The 18,883-nt window shown below is 66.4% G+C and carries 17 protein-coding genes; 16 read left to right on the top strand and 1 reads right to left on the bottom strand.

Translation table 11 applies throughout. The annotated features are described in order from the left end of the window. Positions 1-19: 19 nt before the first annotated feature. From AB6806_RS01695 to AB6806_RS01645, 11 genes are all read left to right on the top strand, one after another. On the top strand, positions 20-1,315 hold the full coding sequence (locus AB6806_RS01695; protein WP_370953990.1) for an ABC transporter substrate-binding protein: 1,296 nt from the start codon (positions 20-22) through the stop codon (positions 1,313-1,315). A gap of 74 nt (positions 1,316-1,389) precedes the next feature. Then, on the top strand, positions 1,390-2,829 hold the full coding sequence (locus tag AB6806_RS01690; protein WP_113253179.1) for an FAD-dependent oxidoreductase: 1,440 nt from the start codon (positions 1,390-1,392) through the stop codon (positions 2,827-2,829). Position 2,830: 1 nt separating this feature from the next. Beyond that, positions 2,831-4,483, top strand: a complete 1,653-nt coding sequence (locus AB6806_RS01685; RefSeq protein ID WP_370953989.1) for an FGGY-family carbohydrate kinase — start codon at positions 2,831-2,833, stop codon at positions 4,481-4,483. Next, the gene (locus AB6806_RS01680; protein WP_370953988.1) at positions 4,480-5,208 is read left to right on the top strand and encodes an SDR family oxidoreductase; all 729 of its coding nucleotides are present in this window, start codon (positions 4,480-4,482) and stop codon (positions 5,206-5,208) included. Before AB6806_RS01685 ends, AB6806_RS01680 begins: the two co-directional genes overlap by 4 nt. Positions 5,209-5,363: 155 nt before the next feature. Next, positions 5,364-6,185 (top strand): metallophosphoesterase family protein, encoded by an 822-nt coding sequence (locus AB6806_RS01675; protein ID WP_370953987.1) that lies wholly within the window; start codon positions 5,364-5,366, stop codon positions 6,183-6,185. Between the two features lie 80 nt (positions 6,186-6,265). Continuing rightward, complete coding sequence (locus AB6806_RS01670; RefSeq protein WP_370953986.1) at positions 6,266-7,453, top strand: ABC transporter ATP-binding protein; 1,188 nt, start codon at positions 6,266-6,268, stop codon at positions 7,451-7,453. A gap of 2 nt (positions 7,454-7,455) precedes the next feature. Next, complete coding sequence (locus AB6806_RS01665; RefSeq protein WP_142020373.1) at positions 7,456-8,379, top strand: carbohydrate ABC transporter permease; 924 nt, start codon at positions 7,456-7,458, stop codon at positions 8,377-8,379. Further along, positions 8,379-9,254, top strand: coding sequence for a carbohydrate ABC transporter permease (locus AB6806_RS01660; RefSeq protein WP_142020372.1), 876 nt, complete (start codon positions 8,379-8,381; stop codon positions 9,252-9,254). Before AB6806_RS01665 ends, AB6806_RS01660 begins: the two co-directional genes overlap by 1 nt. A gap of 87 nt (positions 9,255-9,341) precedes the next feature. After that, on the top strand, positions 9,342-10,613 hold the full coding sequence (locus AB6806_RS01655; RefSeq protein WP_370953985.1) for an ABC transporter substrate-binding protein: 1,272 nt from the start codon (positions 9,342-9,344) through the stop codon (positions 10,611-10,613). Between the two features lie 88 nt (positions 10,614-10,701). After that, positions 10,702-11,544 (top strand): phosphodiesterase, encoded by an 843-nt coding sequence (locus AB6806_RS01650; protein WP_142020370.1) that lies wholly within the window; start codon positions 10,702-10,704, stop codon positions 11,542-11,544. Next, complete coding sequence (locus AB6806_RS01645; RefSeq protein WP_113253171.1) at positions 11,541-12,332, top strand: inositol monophosphatase family protein; 792 nt, start codon at positions 11,541-11,543, stop codon at positions 12,330-12,332. Before AB6806_RS01650 ends, AB6806_RS01645 begins: the two co-directional genes overlap by 4 nt. A gap of 10 nt (positions 12,333-12,342) precedes the next feature. Here the strand turns inward: AB6806_RS01645 and AB6806_RS01640 are convergent, their stop codons facing one another. Beyond that, entirely contained in the window at positions 12,343-13,293 is a 951-nt protein-coding gene (locus tag AB6806_RS01640) for a sugar-binding transcriptional regulator (RefSeq protein ID WP_142020369.1), read from the bottom strand. Positions 13,294-13,488: 195 nt separating this feature from the next. On the opposite strand from AB6806_RS01640, the gene AB6806_RS01635 reads away from it, so the two are divergent. From AB6806_RS01635 to AB6806_RS01615, 5 genes are all read left to right on the top strand, one after another. Further along, a complete protein-coding gene (locus AB6806_RS01635; protein ID WP_112765147.1) occupies positions 13,489-14,529 on the top strand; it encodes a zinc-dependent alcohol dehydrogenase in 1,041 nt (346 codons plus the stop codon). Between the two features lie 258 nt (positions 14,530-14,787). Beyond that, positions 14,788-15,465, top strand: a complete 678-nt coding sequence (locus tag AB6806_RS01630) for an HAD family hydrolase (RefSeq protein ID WP_142020368.1) — start codon at positions 14,788-14,790, stop codon at positions 15,463-15,465. Positions 15,466-15,472: 7 nt separating this feature from the next. Continuing rightward, positions 15,473-16,420: a sugar-binding transcriptional regulator gene (locus tag AB6806_RS01625; RefSeq protein ID WP_133561802.1), complete on the top strand. Its 948-nt coding sequence runs from the start codon at positions 15,473-15,475 to the stop codon at positions 16,418-16,420. 156 nt (positions 16,421-16,576) lie between these two features. Continuing rightward, a complete protein-coding gene (locus AB6806_RS01620; protein ID WP_113253167.1) occupies positions 16,577-17,890 on the top strand; it encodes an extracellular solute-binding protein in 1,314 nt (437 codons plus the stop codon). Then, the gene (locus tag AB6806_RS01615) at positions 17,874-18,881 is read left to right on the top strand and encodes an ABC transporter permease subunit (RefSeq protein ID WP_142020367.1); all 1,008 of its coding nucleotides are present in this window, start codon (positions 17,874-17,876) and stop codon (positions 18,879-18,881) included. Before AB6806_RS01620 ends, AB6806_RS01615 begins: the two co-directional genes overlap by 17 nt. Positions 18,882-18,883: the final 2 nt, after the last annotated feature.

The following is an 18,883-nucleotide window of genomic DNA, read 5'->3' as shown; positions in this document are numbered from 1 at the left end:
CAAAAAGAGGGAGGAGGCCATGTCGAAAAACCGGGAAACACAGATCACACGGCGCGCATTCATCGCCGGTACCGCAGCCGCGGCGACCGCGCTCGCCACCCGGCCCGTATTCGCGGCCGGCAAGACGCTGAACGTGCTCAGCCACAAGGTCCATCAGACCGTGCTCGGCAGCGGCGATGGCGACCTGATGGCGGGCTGGCGCAAGGCCAACGACGCCGAGGTCTCGTTCACCACGTTCGACTCGAATCCGCTTCAGGACCGGCTCTTCCGCGAGGCGAGCCTGAAGGAGACGGAATACGGCGTGGGTTATCTCATCGACAACCGGCCGACCTCGCAGATCGCCGCGCTGTTCGAGCCGCTCGACACCTATCAGAAACAGGACGCGATCGAGGATTTCGGCGATATCGCACCCGGCCTCGTGCAAGGCATGACGGTCGACGGCAAGCTGATCGGCGTTCCCGTCCGCCATGCGACGCAAGGCCTGTTCTACAACGAAGCGCTGCTGGAGGAGGCCGGCATCACCGCCCCGCCCACGACGCTGGAAGAGCTGATCGAGCAGGCGAAGAAGACGACCTTCACCTCCAAGGCCGGCACGCCTGTCACCGGCACGGTGCTGGCGAGCGACCTCGCCGTCTTCCCGGTGATGTTCGCCCGTGCCTATGGCGGCGACTTCATCAGCGCCGATCTCAAACTGGTACCGAACCGCGAGGCGCTGGAGCAGGGATTGGCGGCGCTGCGGGGCATGTTCGAGACCGGCAGCCTGCCGCGCAGCTACGCCACGACCAAGAACGACGATCAGGTCACCTGGCTCCAGCAGGGCCGCGCCGCCTTCACCGTGCTGCCCTTCGCGCGGGGCGCGCAGCTCAACAATGCCGAGCAGAGCAAATTCCCGGGCAAGATCAAGGCGGTCCCCTTCCCCGGCTCAAAGGCGATCCAGGGCAAGATGCCGATGGCCTCGGTCGTCGAGGCCTGGGCGATGTCGATCCCGAAGAACGCGAAGGACAAGGCGCTGGCCTGGAGCTTCATCAAAGAGGTCTCCAGCAAGCGCGTGACGCTCGGCATGGCGTTGAACGGCAACGGCCCGGTGCGGGTCTCGACCTATGCCGACGAGAAGCTGAAGGCCGGCAATGCGCTCGCCGCCGTGGAAGCCAAGGTGCTGGCGACGGCGCGCGGCGCCTTCCCGCCTTTCCCGGAGGCTGCCCGCGCCCAGGCGACTTTCCTCGAGGAGGTCCAGCTCGCCGTCCTCGGCCGCAAACCGGTCAAGGACGCCGTCTCCGCCATCATCGAACGCGTCAAGCCGATGATGCCCGCCTGATCACTCTTCGACCTGCGGGGCGCACTGTTCCGCAGGCTTTCGCACACTTCGTGACACCTTGAAGGAAACTCGCCATGTCGACCGCCGCGACCCGCTTCATCGAGGAGCCGGCCCGCTCCATCCCCGTCTCCGCCGAATATGACGTGCTCGTCGTCGGCGGCGGCCCATCAGGCCTCACCGCCGCACTCGCTGCCGCCGAGGACGGCCTGCGGGTCGGGCTGATCGAGAGCCGCAGCTTCGTCGGCGGGAACATGACAATCGGCCTGCCGGTGCTCGGTTTCCTCGGCCAGAAGGGCAACCAGATCATCGACGGCCTGCCGCAGAAATTTATCGAGCGCCTGCGCCGGGAACGCCAGGGCGCGAGCGAGCATCGCCCCTGCCCGCTCCACATGGGCATCACGCTGGTCGAGCCCGAGGCGGTGAAAACGGTGGCGCTGGAGATGCTGACGGAAGCCGGCGTCGACGTGCTGTTCTACACCTTCTTCGCCGGAGCGCTGGTCGAGAACGACACGATCCGCGGCGTCATCACCGAGAGCAAGAGCGGTCGCACCGCCATTCTGGCGAAGGTCGTGATCGATTGCAGCGGCGATGCCGACGTCGCCTATAGCGCCGGCGTGCCGACCGAGAAGGGCAATGCCGAGGGCGGCATGCAGCCGCCGACATTGATGTTCTGCCTCGCCGGGGTCGATACCGATGCCTTGAGACTTTCCATCGCCAATGCCCCGCCGGCCGCGCGAACCTATCTCACCGATTTCATCCCGGCCGAGTATTTCGGCCAGAACCACCAGTTCATCGTCGTCGGCATGCGCGAGCTCATGGCCAAGGCCAAGGCCGAGCGCGGCCTCCAGATCCCGAATGAGCGCACGATCATCATCACCGGCCTGAAGAAGGGCGAGGTCTGGATCAACATGACCCGCGTCAAGGGCACGGACGGCACCGATGCCCGCAGCCTGACCAAGGGCGAGATCGAGGGCCGCGCCCAGATCGACGACATCGTCACCTATCTCGTCAATTACGTGCCGGGCTTCGAGAAGGCCTATTTCACCAAGACCGCGCCCTTCCTCGGCATTCGCGAGACGCGCCGCATCCGCGGGCAATATGTGATGACCCAGGAGGACGTGCTCGCCTGCACGCATTTCGACGATGCCATCGCGGTGGCGAGCTACCCGATCGATATTCACCGCCCGTCAGACGATGGCTGCACGCTGATCTGGTGCGGCGACTGCTACGACATCCCGTATCGCTCGCTGGTGCCGCAGAAGATCGGCAACCTGCTCGTCGCCGGGCGCAGCATCTCCGCGACCCATGAGGCGATGGGCGCGATCCGCGTCATGGCGACCTGCATGGCGATGGGCGAGGCTGCCGGCCGAGCTGCCAAGATTTCGGTGCGCGGCAACCGCCCGCCGGCCGATATCGATGTGGGCGAACTGCGCCGCCAACAGCTCGATCACGGCGTCTATCTGCGCAATCCGGACGGCACCCGCGCCGGGCCGCCGAACCGCGCTGCGGCCTGATATGGCCGGGCATTTCATCGGCATCGATGTCGGCACCGGCAGCGTCCGGGCCGGCATCTTCGCTCCGAGCGGGCGCATGCTCGCGACCGCCAGGCGCGACATCGCGCTTTATCGCGACGGCCCCGACATCGCCGAGCAGTCGAGCGCGGATATCTGGCAGGCCGTCTGCGCCAGCGTGCGCGAGGCGTTGGCCGAGGCCAAGCTCGAGCTCGATGCCATCGCCGGTATCGGCTTCGATGCGACCTGCTCGCTGGTCGTGCTCGGGCCGGGCGGAAAACCGCTGCCGGTCGGCGCCCATGGCGATGCCGGCCGCGACATCATCGTCTGGATGGACCATCGCGCCATCGAGCAGGCCGAACGCATCAACGCGACGCGCCATCCGGTCCTCGCCTATGTCGGCGGCACGATCTCGCCGGAGATGGAAACGCCGAAACTGCTTTGGCTCAAGGAGAACCTGCCTGAGACCTATGATGCCGCCTGGCAGTTCTTCGACCTGCCGGATTTCCTGACCTGGCGCGCAACCGGCTCGCTCGCGCGCTCGACCTGCACGGTCACCTGCAAATGGACCTATCTCGCACATGAGGGGCGCTGGGACCCGAGCTATTTCCGCGGGGTCGGGCTCGACGACCTCGCCGATGACGGCTTCGCCCGGATCGGCACCGAAATCGTTCCGGGCGGCACGGCACTCGGCACCGGGCTCACCGAACAGGCCGCTGCCGAGCTCGGACTGAAGCCCGGCACCGCCGTCGCCGCCGGACTGATCGATGCCCATGCCGGCGGTGTCGGCTCGGTCGGCGTACGCTCGCCGCACGGTTCGGCGCTGACCCGCATGGCCTATGTCTTCGGCACCTCGGCCTGCACCATGGCGAGCAGTGCCGAGCCGGTCTTTATCCCCGGCATCTGGGGCCCGTATTTCTCGGTGATGGCGCCAGGGCTCTGGCTCAGCGAGGGCGGGCAGTCGGGAGCCGGCGCGGCCATCGAGCAGCTCATCGGCTTCCACCCGGCAACGCCCGAGGCGCAACGTCTCGCCGAAGGCGAAGGGCTCTCCCTGCCCGACTGGCTCGCCGCTCAGGCGGTCCGGCATGCGGCCACGCCATCGAAAGCAGCCCTTCTCGCCGGCGAGATCATCGTCGTGCCCGACTTTCTCGGCAACCGCTCCCCCCATGCCGACCCGCAGGCGCGCGCCGTGATCGCCGGGCTCGGCATGGAACGCGACCTCGACGACCTCGTCGCGCTCTATGTCGCCGGCCTGACAGGGATCGGCTACGGCCTGCGCCAGATCATCGAAGCCAGCCGGGTCAAGGGCGCCACGATCGAGGCGATCGTGCTCAGCGGCGGCGCGGGACGCCATCCCCTGATCCGGCAGTTGCTGGCCGATTGTTCCGAGTTGCCACTGCTGGCGCCTGACGATGTCGACCCGGTCCTGCTCGGCTCCGCCATGCTCGCGGCCACAGCGGCGAAGACCTTCCCCAACCTTGGCGAGGCCATGACCCGGATGGCGCCGGGCGCCGCCGTCTTCGTCCCTGCCGGTGGCGAAATCGCTGATCTGCACGCTCGTCGCCTCGCCGCCTTCGAAACGCTGCAGGCGGCCGCCCGCACAGCCCGCGAGCTCATGCGGCCCGCGCGCCATCAAGCCCTGGAGACCTCGTCGTGACCCAAGACCTGACCGGAAAGACCGCCGCGATCACCGGCGCAGCCTCTGGGATCGGCCTCGCCTGCGCGAAAAGGCTTCTCGCGGCCGGCGCGCGCGTCGTGCTCGTCGATCGCGACGACGAAGCCCTCGCACGGGCCTGCGCCTCGCTCGGTCCCGACGCGATCCCGCTGGTCGTCGACCTGACCGCCCCCGCCTCCGTTGCCGGCATGCTGCCGGCGATCCTCGACAAGGCCGGCCCGCTCGACATCTTCCATGCCAATGCCGGTTCCTATGTCGGCGGCCCGGTGAGCGAGGGCGATCCCGACGCCTGGGACCGGATGCTCAATCTCAACGTCAACGCGGTCTTCCGCAGCATCCATGCCGTGCTGCCGCATATGATCGCGCGCAAGACCGGCGACATTATCGTCACCAGTTCGGTGGCCGGCGTCGTTCCGGTGATATGGGAGCCGGTCTACACCGCCTCGAAACATGCGGTTCAGGCCTTCGTCCACACGCTTCGCCGCCAGGTCATCCCGCACGGCCTGCGGGTCGGCGCCGTGTTGCCCGGGCCTGTCGTAACGGCGCTGATCGCGGACTGGCCGCAGGAGAAACTCGATGCCGAGCGCGTCCGTGGCGGCCTGATCGAGGCCGAAGAGGTGGCGGAAGCCGTGCATTTCATGCTGACCCGGCCCCGCAACGTCACGATCCGCGACCTCGTGATCCTGCCGCAAAGCACCGATCTCTAGCCGGAAACGGTCTTCGGTCGCAGCATGCGAACAAGCACTTAAAATACAATTGTGTCATCAAACATTCATTTGTATTGTCCAAGGCAAAGCCGCTGCCCGGCGCTCGCGCCGGGATGAGACGGTCGCCCGATGAAGTGGCGAATTCCGGAGGGGACATGCAGCGTATCGTGCAGATTTCCGACACGCATCTGAGCCCGACCAAGCGGCATTTTGCCGATAATTGGGCTCCGCTGACCGAGTGGCTCGCCGCACAGGCGCCCGACCTCGTCATCCATACCGGCGACGTCACGGTCGATGGTGCGGATATCGACGAGGACATGCGCCATTGCCGCGCCCTGCTCGATACGCTGGGCGTGCCCGTGTTGAGCATCCCCGGCAATCACGATGTCGGCGAGGCCTATCACCCGCATCAGCCGGTGAACGAGGCCCGCCTCGCGCGCTGGCGCCAGCATCTCGGCGACGATTTCTGGGTCCATGACCTCGAAAATTGGCGATTGATCGGCCTCAATTCGATGCTGTTTGGCAGCGACGAGGCCGAGGAACGGCGCCAGCTCGACTGGCTCGACCGTCAGATCGCAGAGGCGCGGGGCCGCCGGCTCGGCTGGTTCCTGCACCGCCCGCTCTTTATCGAGACGCCCGATGAGGGCGACATGGGTTACTGGAGCGTGCCGCCGCGGCCGCGCGCGCATCTGCTCAACCTCATCAGCCGTCACGAGGTCGCCTTCGTCGCCAGCGGCCACCTGCACCGCGCGCATGACTTCACGATCGCCGGCACGCGCTACATCTGGGGGCCGTCATCCGGCTTCGTCGTCGGCCCCGAATTGCAGCCGGGCATGGCCGGTACGACGACGCTCGGTGCCGTCTCCTATGCGTTCGACGGACGGGATTTCTCCGCCGAGATCCACGAAATATCCGCGCTGAAGACGCTCTGGATCGACGACGTGATCCACGAGGTCTACCCGCCGCGCGCCGCCTGAAACGCCTCCCCGGTCGCCAGCAGGCGCCGGGCCGAAACACGCCCAACGATGAGCCCGCAGGGCCGCAGAAAGGCGAAGCCATGGCTAAGGTCACACTCTCCTCGATCGCCAAATCCTTCGGACCGACGAAGGTTCTGGGTGGCGTCGATCTCGATATCGCCGATGGCGAGTTCCTGACTCTGGTCGGCCCGTCCGGCTGCGGGAAATCGACCCTGATCCGGATCATCGCTGGGCTTGAGCATCAGGATGGCGGGAGCGTCGCGATCGGCGGCAATGGCGTCGACCATCTGCGCCCGCATGAGCGCCGCGTCGCCATGGTCTTCCAGTCCTATGCGCTCTATCCGCATATGAGCGTCGGCGCCAACATCGCCCTGCCCCTGACGATGGCGCGGCTCAAGCTGTGGCAGCGGCTGCCGCTGCTGCGGCAGCTCTCCGCCCAGCGCCGCAGCGTGATGCGCGGCATCGAGGCCGATGTCGCGGCGGTCGCGGCGCAGCTTCAGCTCGATCATTTGCTGGCGCGCAAGCCGGCCCAGCTCTCGGGCGGGCAGCGCCAGCGCGTCGCGCTCGGCCGCGCCATGGTGCGCAACCCCGACGTCTTCCTGATGGATGAGCCGCTGTCGAATCTCGACGCCAAGCTCCGCGTCCATATGCGGACGGAGCTGGCCGAGCTGCACAAGCGTCTCGGCGCGACCTTCATCTACGTCACGCACGATCAGGTCGAGGCGATGACGATGTCCGACCGCGTCGCCATGATGGATTCAGGCTCCGTGCTGCAACTCGGCACGCCCTCCCAGCTCTACGAGAAACCGGCCTCTCTGAAAGTCGCGCAATTCATCGGCAGCCCGGCGATCAACCTGCTGCCGGCGGCAGTCGCACAAGGCGGGCGCCTCGAACTCTTCGGCCGGCCCCTGGCGCTCGCCGTTCCACTCGCATCGGGGCAGACGGTGACGCTCGGCATCCGCTCCGAGGCGCTCTCGCTCGTCCAGGGCGAACCCGTTGGCAATGGCCGCGCCTGGTTCTCGGCCCGCCTGCGGCGCAAGGAGAATCTCGGCTCCGAATACATCCTGCATTTCGATCTCGCCGGGCGCGACGCCGCCGGCGTGACGATGCGCGCGACGCCGGCCGCAGCCGCCGGCGTGAACGAGGCCGCCGAGGTCACGCTCGGCTTCGACGAGGCTGCCGCCCATGTCTTCGCCGCCGATGGCGAGCGCATCGAGCCGCGCGGACAAGGCGCCGCAAGCGGCTCCGTCGTGCCGCTGAGGGCCTGAGCATGACGCTCGCCCTCCCCTCGACCGCCGGCTTCGCTCCCGCCACCCGCCGCAGGCTCTGGATCGAGCGTGTCACCGGGCTCGGCTTCGCCCTGCCAGCCTTCGTCCTGCTCCTGCTGACGATCCTGCTGCCGCTCGCCGTCCTGCTCTGGCTCAGCCTCACGAATTACGAGTTCGGCGGCGTCGACATGGACTGGGTCGGCCTCGCCAATTTCCAGAAAGCGCTGGCCGATCCGATCATCCGGCGCTCGCTCGTCAACACGCTGCTCTATGTCGCCATCGTCGTGCCCGGCGGCGTGTTCGGCGCCTTGCTGATCGCCGTGCTCGTGCACCGGCGCAAGCGCACGCGCTCCTTCTACGAGGTGGTCTATTTCCTGCCGGTGACCTCGACCCTGATCGCCATGGCGACGGTCTGGCAGTTCCTGCTCCATCCCTCGCTGGGGCCGGTCAACGGCCTGCTGAAATGGCTGGGTATCGGCCCGATCGCCTTCCTCAGCGAGCCCTCGACCGCGCTGGCGACGCTTGCCGTGATCGGCATCTGGCAGCTCATCGGCTTCAACATGATCCTGTTCCTGGCCGGGCAGACCGCGATCCCGCGCGATCTCTACGAGGCAGCCGATATCGATGGCTGCTCCAGCGGGATCGACCGCTTCCTGACCATCACCTGGCCGCTGCTCGGACCGACGACGATGTTCGTCCTGGTCACCACCATGATCACCGCCTTCAAGATCTTCGACACGGTGGCGGTGATGACGCGCGGCGGCCCGGTCGGGTCGACCGAGGTGCTGCTCTACAACATCTATCTCGAGGGCTTTCAGTATTTCCACACCGGCTACGCCGCGGCGCTGACCTTCATCTTCCTTGCCTTCATCCTCGTCTTCTCAGCCGTGCAGACCTTCGCCCTCGACAAGAAGGTGCACTACTGATGACCGATCTCTCGCTCCCTGCCGCTCCGGTCACGCCCGCCCATTCGGTGCTGCGCCGGGCCCTCGTGCTAGCTCTGGTCCATGGCGTGCTGATCGCCGGGGCGATCTTCATGCTGGCGCCCTTCATCTGGATGCTGGTGACCTCGATCAAGCCGCCGGCCGAGATCTTCAACGCCGAGATCTCGCTCTGGCCGAAGCAGTTCTACGGCCTGCAGAACTATGGTTTCGCCATGGAGAAGGCGCCGCTGCTGCGCTTCGCGCTGAACGGCGTCATTCTCTGCGGCGGCATCCTGATCATCCAGCTCCTCGTCGCGATACCCTGTGCCTATGCGCTGGCGAAGCTCGATTTTCCCGGCCGCAATGCGCTCTTCGTGCTGGTCCTGCTCGGCCTGTGCATCCCCGTGCAGGTGCCGGCGATGCCACTCTACATCGCGCTCGCCCAGATGGGGCTGCTCAACACCTATTTCTCGATGATGGTGCCGTTCTTCCTCTCGGTCTTCGCCATCTTCCTGTTCCGCCAGTTCTTCCGCAGCTTTCCCGACGACATCATCAACGCCGCCCGGCTCGACGGGATGAGCGAATTCGAGATCGTCTGGCGCATCGTCACGCCGAGCGCCTGGCCGGCCATCGCCGCCTTCTCGGTGTTCTCCGCCGTAGCGCACTGGAACGATCTCTACTGGCCATTGATCGTCATCTCCGACGCCAAGCTCGCGCCACCGCCGCTCGGGATGATGTTCTTCGCCGATGCCGAGACCGGATCGAATTACGGCGCACTGACGGCCGCCGCGACGATCCTGACCGCGCCGCTCGTCATCGCCTTCCTCGTCGCGAGGCGCCGGTTCATCGACGGCATCACCATGACCGGGGTGAAGTAGCCGGCCGCACGGCCGCGCCCCCCCAAAGTTCAGGCCTGAAGCAACTGCAACCCGACAGCTCCGCTGTCCATGCCAAGGAGATCACGCATGAAACCTCTCGGCAAAGGCCTTGCCGCGGCGGCATTGACCCTTCTCGCCTCGACAGCCGCGAAGGCAGAGCCAGTCACGCTCGACGTGCTCTACGCCTTCCCGGCTTTCGCCAAGTTCCACGAGCCGATCGCCGCGGAATTCATGAAGAAGCACCCGGACATCAAGATCAATTTCCGGGCGCCGGCTGCGAGCTACGACGAGGGCCACCAGGCGATGCTGCGCCAGTCCGTCACCAACCAATTGCCGGACGTCTACTATTCCGGCTTCCACCTGCTGACCGAGCTCACCGAAACCCTCGACAAGCGCAAACAGATCGTGGATCTCGGCCCGCTGCTGAAGGCCGAGCCGGAAGCCTGGCGCAAGGCCAATTATTCCGACGCGCTGCTCTCGCTCGGCCAGGTCAACGGCAAGCAGGTCGGCCTCGCCTTCAACGCCTCGACGCCGCTGATGTACTTCAACGCCGATCTGGTGAAGAAGGCCGGCGGCGACCCCGACAAGATGCCCGACAACTGGGCCGACACCGTCGCGCTCGCCAGGAAAATCCGCAGCGGCGACACCGCCGGCATGGCCTACAACATCCACGACTGGCCGGATGACTGGCTCTGGCGCGGCGTGATCCTGCAGGCCGGCCATTCCATGCTCTCGGCCGACGGCAAGAAAGTCGCCTTTGGCGGCGAGACCGGCGAGAAGACGCTGGCGCTGCTGCGCAGCTTCGTCACGGATGGCGGCATGCCGCTGATCGACTGGGACCAATCGCGTCAGCAGTTCATCGCCGGCAAGATCGGCATCTTCTTCGACACGCCTGCGCGCCTGCGCCAGGTCACCGACCTGATCGGTGACCGCTTCACGCTGAAGACCGCGCTCTTCCCGGTGGACGACAAGGCCAAGGGCAAGCTGCCGACCGGCGGCAATGCCGCCCTGATCACGGCCAAGGACGCCGCCAAGCAGAAGGCCGCCTGGGAGTTCATCAAGTTCGTCACCGGACCGGAAGCCCAGAAGATCGTCGTCGAGACCGCCGGCTACATGCCGACCAATCTGCGCGCCGGCGAAGATGGCTTCCTCGGCCCGTTCTACAAGGAGAACGCCAATTTCCGCACGATCAACGGCCAGGTCTCCCGCGCCGCGCCGTGGGAAGGCTATCCGGGCGGCAATTCGGTGCGCATCTGGCGCCAGCAGCGCGAGGTCGTCGCCGGCGTGATGCGCGGCGAGATTCAGCCCAAGGCCGGCATCGAGCGCATCGTCTCCGAGACCGAAGCCCTGATGAAGTAAGCGGCCGCGCTTCGGCGCCTGCCCATCGCCGCCCGGTCTTCACTCGACCGGGCGGTTCCCCTTTTCCAGACCGCCGGACGTCTCCCCGATGATCATCGCCCAGCTCAGCGACTTCCATGCCCGCCCGCACGGCAACCCCGCCTACGGCATCGTCGAGACCAATCCGGCGATCGAGCGGGCGGTCGACGAGATTCTGAAGCTGGAGCCGCGGCCCGATTGCGTGCTGGTCACCGGAGACCTCTCCGATTGCGGCCTGCCGGAGGAATACGGCATCGTCCGCGCGGCGCTGCGGCGCCTGCCGATGCCGATCTATGTCATCCCAGGCAACCATGACCGCCGCGACACCTTCGCCGCGGAATTGCGTCCCGATCACCCCTACCTGCCGCAGGCGGCCTTCCTGCATTATGTCATCGACGATTTTCCCGTCCGGCTGATCGGTCTCGACACCGTCGTCGCTGGCGAGGATGGCGGCGAGATCTGCGCCGTGCGCGAGGCCTGGCTCGCCGAGCAACTGGCGCAAGGACAGGGCAAGCCGACGGTGATCTTCATGCACCATCCGCCCTTCCCCGTCGGTGTCGACGGCATGGACATCATGCCCTGCAAGATCTCGTCGGGCTTCGCCGAATTGATCGCTGACCATCCCGAGATCGAACGCGTGCTCTGCGGCCATTATCACCGGCCGATCCAGCTGCGCTTCGCCGGCACCATCGGCTATGTCGTGCCCGGCACCGCCCATCAGGTTGCGCTCGACCTGAGACCGGGCACGGAGAACAGGTTTGTGATGGAGCCGCCTGCACTCGCCCTCCATGTCTGGAAGCCCGGCCTCGGGATGGTCAGCCATCTCCAGCCGATCGGCGACTATGGACCGCGCCGGGATTTCGTGCTCGATCCCGCCTATCCCGGAAAGCCGCAAACGGTGCCTGCCCAATGACCGAACCTCGCCTTCTCGCCCTGCTCGACCAGGCCGACGCCCTCGCCCGCCGGGCCGGCGAGGTTCTCGTGCAGATGCAGGGCGCCGAGCTCGGCGTCACCCGCAAGGAGCTGAACGACGTGGTCACGGCGGCCGATCTGGCCTCCGAACGCCTGGTCATCGACGGCCTGCGCGCCCTGACGCCCGAAGCGGCGATCCTCTCGGAAGAGGCCGGCTTCAGCGGCTCGGAAGCAGCGCCGCGCTGGATCATCGACCCGCTCGACGGCACGGTGAACTACGCCTCCGGCCTGCCCTGGTTCTCCGTCACCCTGGCCTATCAGGAAGGGGGCCGCACCGTGCTCGGCCTGACCCATGCACCGCTCGCCGGGCTCTCCGCGCGCTTCGCCGAAAGCGGCATCGCGACGGTCGACGGCAGGCCGGCGAGTGTCTCCGCCACGAAACGCCTCAGCGACGCCGTCGTCTCGATCTGCCTGACTTCCCATTACAGCACCGAGGACGCGAACCGGACGAGCGATGTGATCCGGCGCCTCGCCGGCCTGTGCCGGGGCGTGCGTGTCATCGTCTCCGGCGGACTGGAGATGTCGCTGGTCGCGGCCGGGCGGCTCGATGCCTTCATCGGGCTCAAGGCCGATATCGTCTCGCATGCCGCAGCGATGCCATTGGTGCGGGCGGCCGGAGGGAAGGTGACGACCGTCGACGGCGTAGACTCGCTTGACGAGGACCTGGAGAAGGTCGTCACCAACGGCCTGATCCACGAGGAACTGCTGCAGGCGATCCGCAGCCCCTGAGGCGTGGCCGTCAGGCCGGCGCCGCGCTCTGCAACACGGCGGCCGCCGCCTCCTCGTCCGTGATCAGCACCGAGGCCAGCTTCCCGCGCAGCGTGGCGGCGATGACCTCAGCTTTGTTGATCCCGCCGGAGGCGAGGATCACGGTCGGTATCCGGCGCAGGGCGTCGAGCGGGAGCGCGATGGCGCGGCGATTGATCGGATGCGCAATGTCCTGCCCGCTGCGATCGATGAACTGACCGAGCATGTCGCCGACTGCGCCCGCTTCCGCGAGTTCCGCAACGCGGACATCGCCCGGCAGCCCGTAGCGCACCAACAGCGAGCGCTCGCTCAGATCGCCCGCGCTGAGGATCGCGACATCGGTCGCTCTGATCCGGGCGAAGGCCGCCTCGAACACGTCCTGCGCCAGGATGGTGTCGCGCGATTGCGGGGCGCCGGCATAGATCGGCGCCGCCAGATAATGGCATTCGGCCTGCCAGAGCCGGGCGAAACGGCTGGCGATCTCGAAGGTGTTGATCTCGATGCCGTAGGTCAGCCCGCCCATCATCGAGGTCACCGCGAGTTCGCGATACTGCCCGGCGCGGATATGGCGGATGGTCTCCCTCAGCGTGCCGCCCCAGCCGACGCCGACAATACCGCTCGGCTTCTCCTCGACGATTCGCGAAACGAACTCGCCGGCAGCCTTCCCAATCTGCGCTGCGATCTGATCGGGATCGGCGGGGCTCGGCACCACGATCGCGTCCTTCAGGCCGAATTCCGCTATCAGCGCGCGCTCCAGCCGGACGCAGCTCTCCAGCCGGGAATTGATGGTAATGCTGACCAGCCCATTGCTGCGCGCCTCGACCAGGAGCCGATTGACGCGCAGGCGGGTCATCTTCAGCCGGTCCGCGATCTCCGCCTGGGTCAGTCCTTCCATGTAATAGAGCCAGGCGGCTCGAACTTGCGTCTGCGGTTCCTCCGGCATGGCGGTATCCTGATGCGATGGGAGCTGCCTGCGGCATGCGCGGCGGCGGTCGGCAGAGTCTTCCAGGCTGGCTTACATCGCTTTCGCACTCTGCCACAACGCAGGGAGCCCCGACGGTTTCATGCTTGACTCAAACCAATGTAAATCACAAAATACATTTGCATAAGATCCCTCGCAAAACGAGTGGCGACCGTCATGTCCCGTGCAGTCTTCCTCCACGCCGCAGGCGATGCGCGCCTCGCGCCGTTCAATCTCCGCGAGGGAGCGGCGGGCGAAACCCTGCTCGATGTCGCCGCCGTCGGGCTCTGCGGCAGCGATCTGCACTACTACAAGGATGGCGGCATCGGCTCGGCCGTGATCGCGACGCCCTTCGTCCCCGGCCATGAATTCAGCGGCTGGCTGACGGAGGATTTGCCGGATCTCGGCCTTGCGCGCGGAGCGCTGGTCGCCGTCGATCCCAACCAGGCCTGCGGGCAGTGCGAGCATTGCCGGAGCGGGCATCCCAATCTCTGCCCCGAGGTCGTCTTCATCGGGGCTCCCCCGCATGACGGGGCGATGACAGAGCGAATCTGGGTGCCGAAATCGCAGATCGTGCCGGTGCCCGAGACCTTCTCGCCGAGCGATGCGGTGATGCTTGAGCCGCTCGGCGTCGCGATCCATGCGGTCGATCTCGCCAAGCCGCGCCTGCTCGAACGCGTGGCGCTGATCGGCTGCGGCCCGATCGGCCTCCTGATCCTGCAAGTGCTCCGCACGGCCGGCGTCGGCGAGATTCTCGCCTGCGATCCGCAGCCACATCGCCGCGAGTTGGCGCTGAAGCTCGGCGCCAGCAAGGCCGGTGCTGATGTCACCGACATCGCCGAATGGACGAAGGGCGAGGGCCTGCCACTGGTGATCGAGGCGACGAACGCTCCCGAGGGTTTCCGCGACGCCATCCGCGCCGCCCGCATCGGCGGCCGTGTCGTGCTGGTCGGCATCCCCGACGGCGACAGCTACGTGATCCCGGCCGCGGAAGCCCGCAGGCGCGGGCTCAACATCAAGTTCTCGCGCCGGATGGGCCATGTCTATCCGCGCGCGATCGAATTGGTGGCGCTCGGCAAGGTCGATGTCGAGGCCGTGGTCAGCCATCGCTTCCCCCTCGCCGAGGGGCCGGCCGCCTTCCGCCGCCATGCCGCCAACGAAGCCGGCATGGTCAAAAGCATGATCTATCCCGGCCGTCTGCCCGATGAACACCGCTGAGCCGGCGCCACAGGCCGTGATGTGCACTTCACTAGCATCGATCTCGGGACGATCCGAGGCGGCATTGCTCAATGAGCTCGGCCCGCAGGTGGAGCGCCCGTCGCCGCTGCCCTTCCCCGCCCCATCTGTCGGGCGAGCAGGCCTCGCAACGGCACGCCGCTGAGGTCGGCCGCACGTTGAACTGATCGGGGCCGGGTTTGACAGGAGATCGGGCGAATGCTCTTCATGTGAGCATTCGTTCAAATTGACTGTTGCCCGATGCCCCAGACAATCTCGCCTTTCGACCTCGTCATCCTCGATTGCGACGGCGTGCTCGTCGATAGCGAGGTCATCAGTTGCCGGACCCTGGTCGATATTCTCTCGCCGTTCGATCCGAGCTATGATCTGGAGACGGTCATGCGCCGCTATCTCGGACGGCCGTCTTACGCAGTCATCCAGGATTACGAGAGAATGACCAGCCGCCCGGCCTCGGCCGACTTCATGCGGAACTGGCGGGCGCAGCTCTTCGCCGCCTTCAGCAGCGAACTCCAGCCTGTCGAGGGCGTCCGCAGCGCCGTCGAAGCCTTCGGTAGCGATTACTGTGTCGCCTCGTCCAGCGACGCGGAGCGTATCGAGATCTGCCTTCGAAAAACGGATATCTGGGATCTCTTCGAGGGGCGGATCTTCAGCACGACGCGCGTGCGGCACGGCAAGCCGGCCCCTGATCTGTTTCTGCTGGCGGCCAGCGAGCGCGGCGTGGCGCCCGAGCGCTGCCTGGTGATCGAGGACAGCGTCAGCGGCGTGATGGCCGCGAAAGCCGCGGGGATGACGGCGTATGGCCTCGCCGCCGGCAGCCATTTCGCGATACTGGACCAGCGACAGGCGCTTCTGGCGGCGGGAGCCGACCGCCTCTTCGAATCCTGGCAAGAGCTCGCACTTGCGCCGGTGGCACACTGAGGATTCGATGGCCGACAACGACAGCAACCGCCTCGAGGACGCCGCCCGCGCCGGTTGGCTCTACTACATCGCCGGCCGCACGCAGGACGACATCGCGCAGATCCTGAACATCTCGCGCCCGGCGGCGCAACGCCTCGTCTCGCTGTGCCGCAGCGAGGGGCTGATCAGCTTCCGGATGAACCATCCGATCAGCGCCTGCATGGACCTCGCCGCAAGGCTGCGCGACCGCTTCGAGCTCTTGCATTGCGACGTCGCCCCTTCCGATGGCTCGCCGGAAACGGGCGCGGCCGGCGTCGCCGCGCTCGGCGGCGTCCTCATCGAGCGCTGGCTGCGCTCGCGCAAATCGCTGGTCATGGCACTCGGCACCGGCCGCTCGATGCGAGCCAGCATCGAGCGCGTTCCCTCGATGTCCTGCCCCTTGCACCGGCTGGTTTCGCTGGTCGGCACCATCTCGCCGGACGGGTCGGCAAGCCCCTTCGACACGCTGGTCAAGCTCGCGGAAATCACCAAGGCGCAGCATTTCCCGATGCCGCTGCCACTTTATGTCTCGAGTCCCGAGGAGCGCGCCCAGCTCATCGAAATCGAGTCGATCCGGCGCATCCGCGCCATCGCCGGCGAGGCCGATCTCTGGGTCATGGGCATCAGCCAGATCGGCGAGGACGCCGTGCTCTACCGCGACGGATTCATGACCCGCGGCGAATTGCTCGAGATGGTCCGCCACGGCGCCGTCGGCGAGGTGACCGGCTGGGTCTTCGACGCCGAAGGCCGCTTTCTCGATCGCGGCACCAATCTGCGCGTGACCAGCGTGCCGCCGGAGCCGGGCAGCGCCCGCCTGCGCATCTGCATCGGCCAGGGCCCGGCCAAGGTCGCGCCGCTGCGCGCGGCGCTGAGCGGGACAATCGTCAACGGCCTCGTCACCGACGAAGACACCGCCCGCGCCCTTCTCGCAGACTGACTCCCCCTCATCGGACGGCCCCTTGCCCGCTCGCGGGCAAGGCCTCGCGCACGGCTGTCATCCGCCCGTCACCAACGGTTGACATAACGAGCCAGTGTGCGAGCATATGCTTCAATAAAGAGCATATGCTCACAAAAACGACGAGGGAGGCTTTAGATGCGATCTTTCTATGGTGCGTTGGCGGGTGCAGGCGCCCTGCTGTTGGCTGGGCTCGGCTCCGCGCAGGCAGCAACGGAAATCGAGTTCTGGCACGCAATGAGCGGCGCGCTCGGCGAGCGCGTCGACGAGCTGGTCAAGAAGTTCAACGACTCGCAGAAGGACTACGTCGTCAAGGCGATCGGCAAGGGCACCTATGACGAGGTCCTGAACGGCACGATCGCGGCCTATCGTGCCAAGCGCCAGCCCGAGATCGTGCAGTCGAACGAGCGTTCCTTCCTGACGATGGTCAATTCCGGCGCCATCCTCCCGACCAGCGAATTGATGGCGCAGCAGGGCCATCCCATCGATACCGCGAAATTCATCGCGCCGGTGGTCAGCTACTACGCGATCGACGGCAAGCTGCAGGCGATGCCGTTCAACTCCTCGACGCCGATCCTGTTCTACAACCGTGACCACTTCAAAGCCGCCGGCTTCGACAAGCCCGGCGCGACCTGGCAGGAGCTGGAGCCGCAGCTCGACGCGATCAAGGCCAAGGGTGTCTCGAAATGCGCGATGGTGCTTCCCGGCGACTATGAGTGGAGCTTCCTCGAGAACTACAGCGCCGTGAACGACATCCCTTATGCGACCAAGCGCAACGGCATGGACGGCCTCGACACCAGCTTCGTCTTCAACAAGGGCAAGCTCGTCGGCCAGGTCGAGCGGATGAAGCGCCTCGTCTCGTCCGGTGTGATGCAGCTTGCCGGCCAGGGCATCATCCCGATCCAGCTCTTCACCTCCGGCGAATGCTCGACCATCATCGCCTCGACCGCCTCGCATGCCGCCGTCGTCGCAGCCGCGAAGTTCGACTGGAGCGCGGCCGAATTGCCTTATGAACAGGGCGTCACCCCGAAGAACAGCGTCATCGGCGGCGCCGCGCTCTGGACCCTGAAGGGCCATACGCCGGAGAAGTATAAGGCGATCGCCGCCTTCTACGATTTCCTCGCCAGGACCGACACGCAGGTCTGGTGGCATCAGGCGACGGGCTATGTCCCGGTCACGACCGCCGCCTATGACGCTGCCAAGGCTGAGGGCTACTACCAGAAGAACCCGACGCGCGAGATCGCCGTGCTCCAGTTGATGCGTGGCACGCCGAGCGACAATTCCTTGGGCTTCCGCATCGGCAACAGCAACCAGATCAACGTCGCGATTATGGAAGAGGTCTCGGCCGCCTTCCTCGGCCGGAAGCCGGTGCAGCAGGCGCTCGACGATGCGGTGTCTCGCGGCAACGAGTCGCTGCGCCGCTACGAGCAGCTCAATGCTGGCAAGAAATAAGGCGGCCGGCCTTCCGGTGGCGGCTGGCGGGGGCAGTTTGCACCTCCGCTCGCCGCTGCGGCGCCTTCTCGTGAAGGGCGCCAGCGATGGGCAGACTGAAAGCGGGCTGAAGCGCGCGCATTTCCGCGAATGGCGCCTGCCCTTCTGGCTGCTGGCGCCGCAGCTCTTCATCCTGTTGCTGTTCTTCTTCATCCCCTCGATCAGGGCGCTGATCCAGGCCTTCCAGTTGACCGACCCTTTCGGCGCCACGACGCAATGGGTCGGCTTCCAGAATTTCGAGCGGCTGTTCCGCAGCGGCGTCTACTGGTCCTCGGCGCAGGTGACGCTGATCTTCACCCTCGCGCAGAACGTGCTGACCCTGTCGGTCGCGCTGCTGCTCGCCTTCGCCTCGAACCATATCCTGCGCGGGCGCGGCGCCTACCGCACCGTGCTGCTGCTGCCCTATGCCATCGCGCCGGCGATCGCCGGCATCATGCTCGCCTTCCTGTTCAATCCCCGTGTCGGCCCCGTCGCCCATATGCTGCAGGGGCTGGGTCTCGACTGGGACCCGAACCGCAACTCCTGGCATGCGCTGGCGCTGGTCGTGATGGCGGCTTCGTGGAAGCACATCTGCTACAACTACATCTTCCTCGTCGCAGCGCTGATGTCGGTGCCCCAGTCGATCCTCGAATCCGCCTATCTCGATGGTGCGGGGCCGATCCAGCGCTTTCTGCGCATCTCGCTGCCGATGATCGCGCCGACGCTGTTCTTCCTGATCGTCATCAACTTCGTCTACGGGCTGTTCGAGACCTTCGCCATCGTCGACGCGACCACGCGCGGCGGCCCGGCCGGCGCCACCTCGATCCTCGTCTACAAGGTTTACCAGGACGGGTTCGTCACGCTCGATCTCGGCTCGTCGGCAGCGCAATCCGTGGTGCTGATGGCGCTCGCGCTGTTCCTGACCTTCGCGCAGTTCCGCTTCGTGGAGCGCCGCGTGAACTACAGCGTCTAGGC

This window comes from Allobosea sp. RCC_152_1, assembly GCF_041360765.1.
GTDB classification, from domain to species: Bacteria; Pseudomonadota; Alphaproteobacteria; order Rhizobiales; family Beijerinckiaceae; genus Allobosea; species Allobosea spartocytisi.
This window is presented reverse-complemented; position numbering and strand designations above follow the sequence as displayed.

Coding starts and splice junctions, on each gene's coding strand:
- AB6806_RS01685 (WP_370953989.1), top strand. CDS start 2,831: ATGGCCGGGCATTTCATCGGCATCGATGTCGGCACCGGCAGCGTCCGG.
- AB6806_RS01630 (WP_142020368.1), top strand. CDS start 14,788: ATGCCCCAGACAATCTCGCCTTTCGACCTCGTCATCCTCGATTGCGAC.
- AB6806_RS01615 (WP_142020367.1), top strand. CDS start 17,874: ATGCTGGCAAGAAATAAGGCGGCCGGCCTTCCGGTGGCGGCTGGCGGG.
- AB6806_RS01645 (WP_113253171.1), top strand. CDS start 11,541: ATGACCGAACCTCGCCTTCTCGCCCTGCTCGACCAGGCCGACGCCCTC.
- AB6806_RS01670 (WP_370953986.1), top strand. CDS start 6,266: ATGGCTAAGGTCACACTCTCCTCGATCGCCAAATCCTTCGGACCGACG.
- AB6806_RS01650 (WP_142020370.1), top strand. CDS start 10,702: ATGATCATCGCCCAGCTCAGCGACTTCCATGCCCGCCCGCACGGCAAC.
- AB6806_RS01635 (WP_112765147.1), top strand. CDS start 13,489: ATGTCCCGTGCAGTCTTCCTCCACGCCGCAGGCGATGCGCGCCTCGCG.
- AB6806_RS01660 (WP_142020372.1), top strand. CDS start 8,379: ATGACCGATCTCTCGCTCCCTGCCGCTCCGGTCACGCCCGCCCATTCG.
- AB6806_RS01665 (WP_142020373.1), top strand. CDS start 7,456: ATGACGCTCGCCCTCCCCTCGACCGCCGGCTTCGCTCCCGCCACCCGC.
- AB6806_RS01620 (WP_113253167.1), top strand. CDS start 16,577: ATGCGATCTTTCTATGGTGCGTTGGCGGGTGCAGGCGCCCTGCTGTTG.
- AB6806_RS01675 (WP_370953987.1), top strand. CDS start 5,364: ATGCAGCGTATCGTGCAGATTTCCGACACGCATCTGAGCCCGACCAAG.
- AB6806_RS01695 (WP_370953990.1), top strand. CDS start 20: ATGTCGAAAAACCGGGAAACACAGATCACACGGCGCGCATTCATCGCC.
- AB6806_RS01625 (WP_133561802.1), top strand. CDS start 15,473: ATGGCCGACAACGACAGCAACCGCCTCGAGGACGCCGCCCGCGCCGGT.
- AB6806_RS01640 (WP_142020369.1), bottom strand. CDS start 13,293: ATGCCGGAGGAACCGCAGACGCAAGTTCGAGCCGCCTGGCTCTATTAC.
- AB6806_RS01690 (WP_113253179.1), top strand. CDS start 1,390: ATGTCGACCGCCGCGACCCGCTTCATCGAGGAGCCGGCCCGCTCCATC.
- AB6806_RS01655 (WP_370953985.1), top strand. CDS start 9,342: ATGAAACCTCTCGGCAAAGGCCTTGCCGCGGCGGCATTGACCCTTCTC.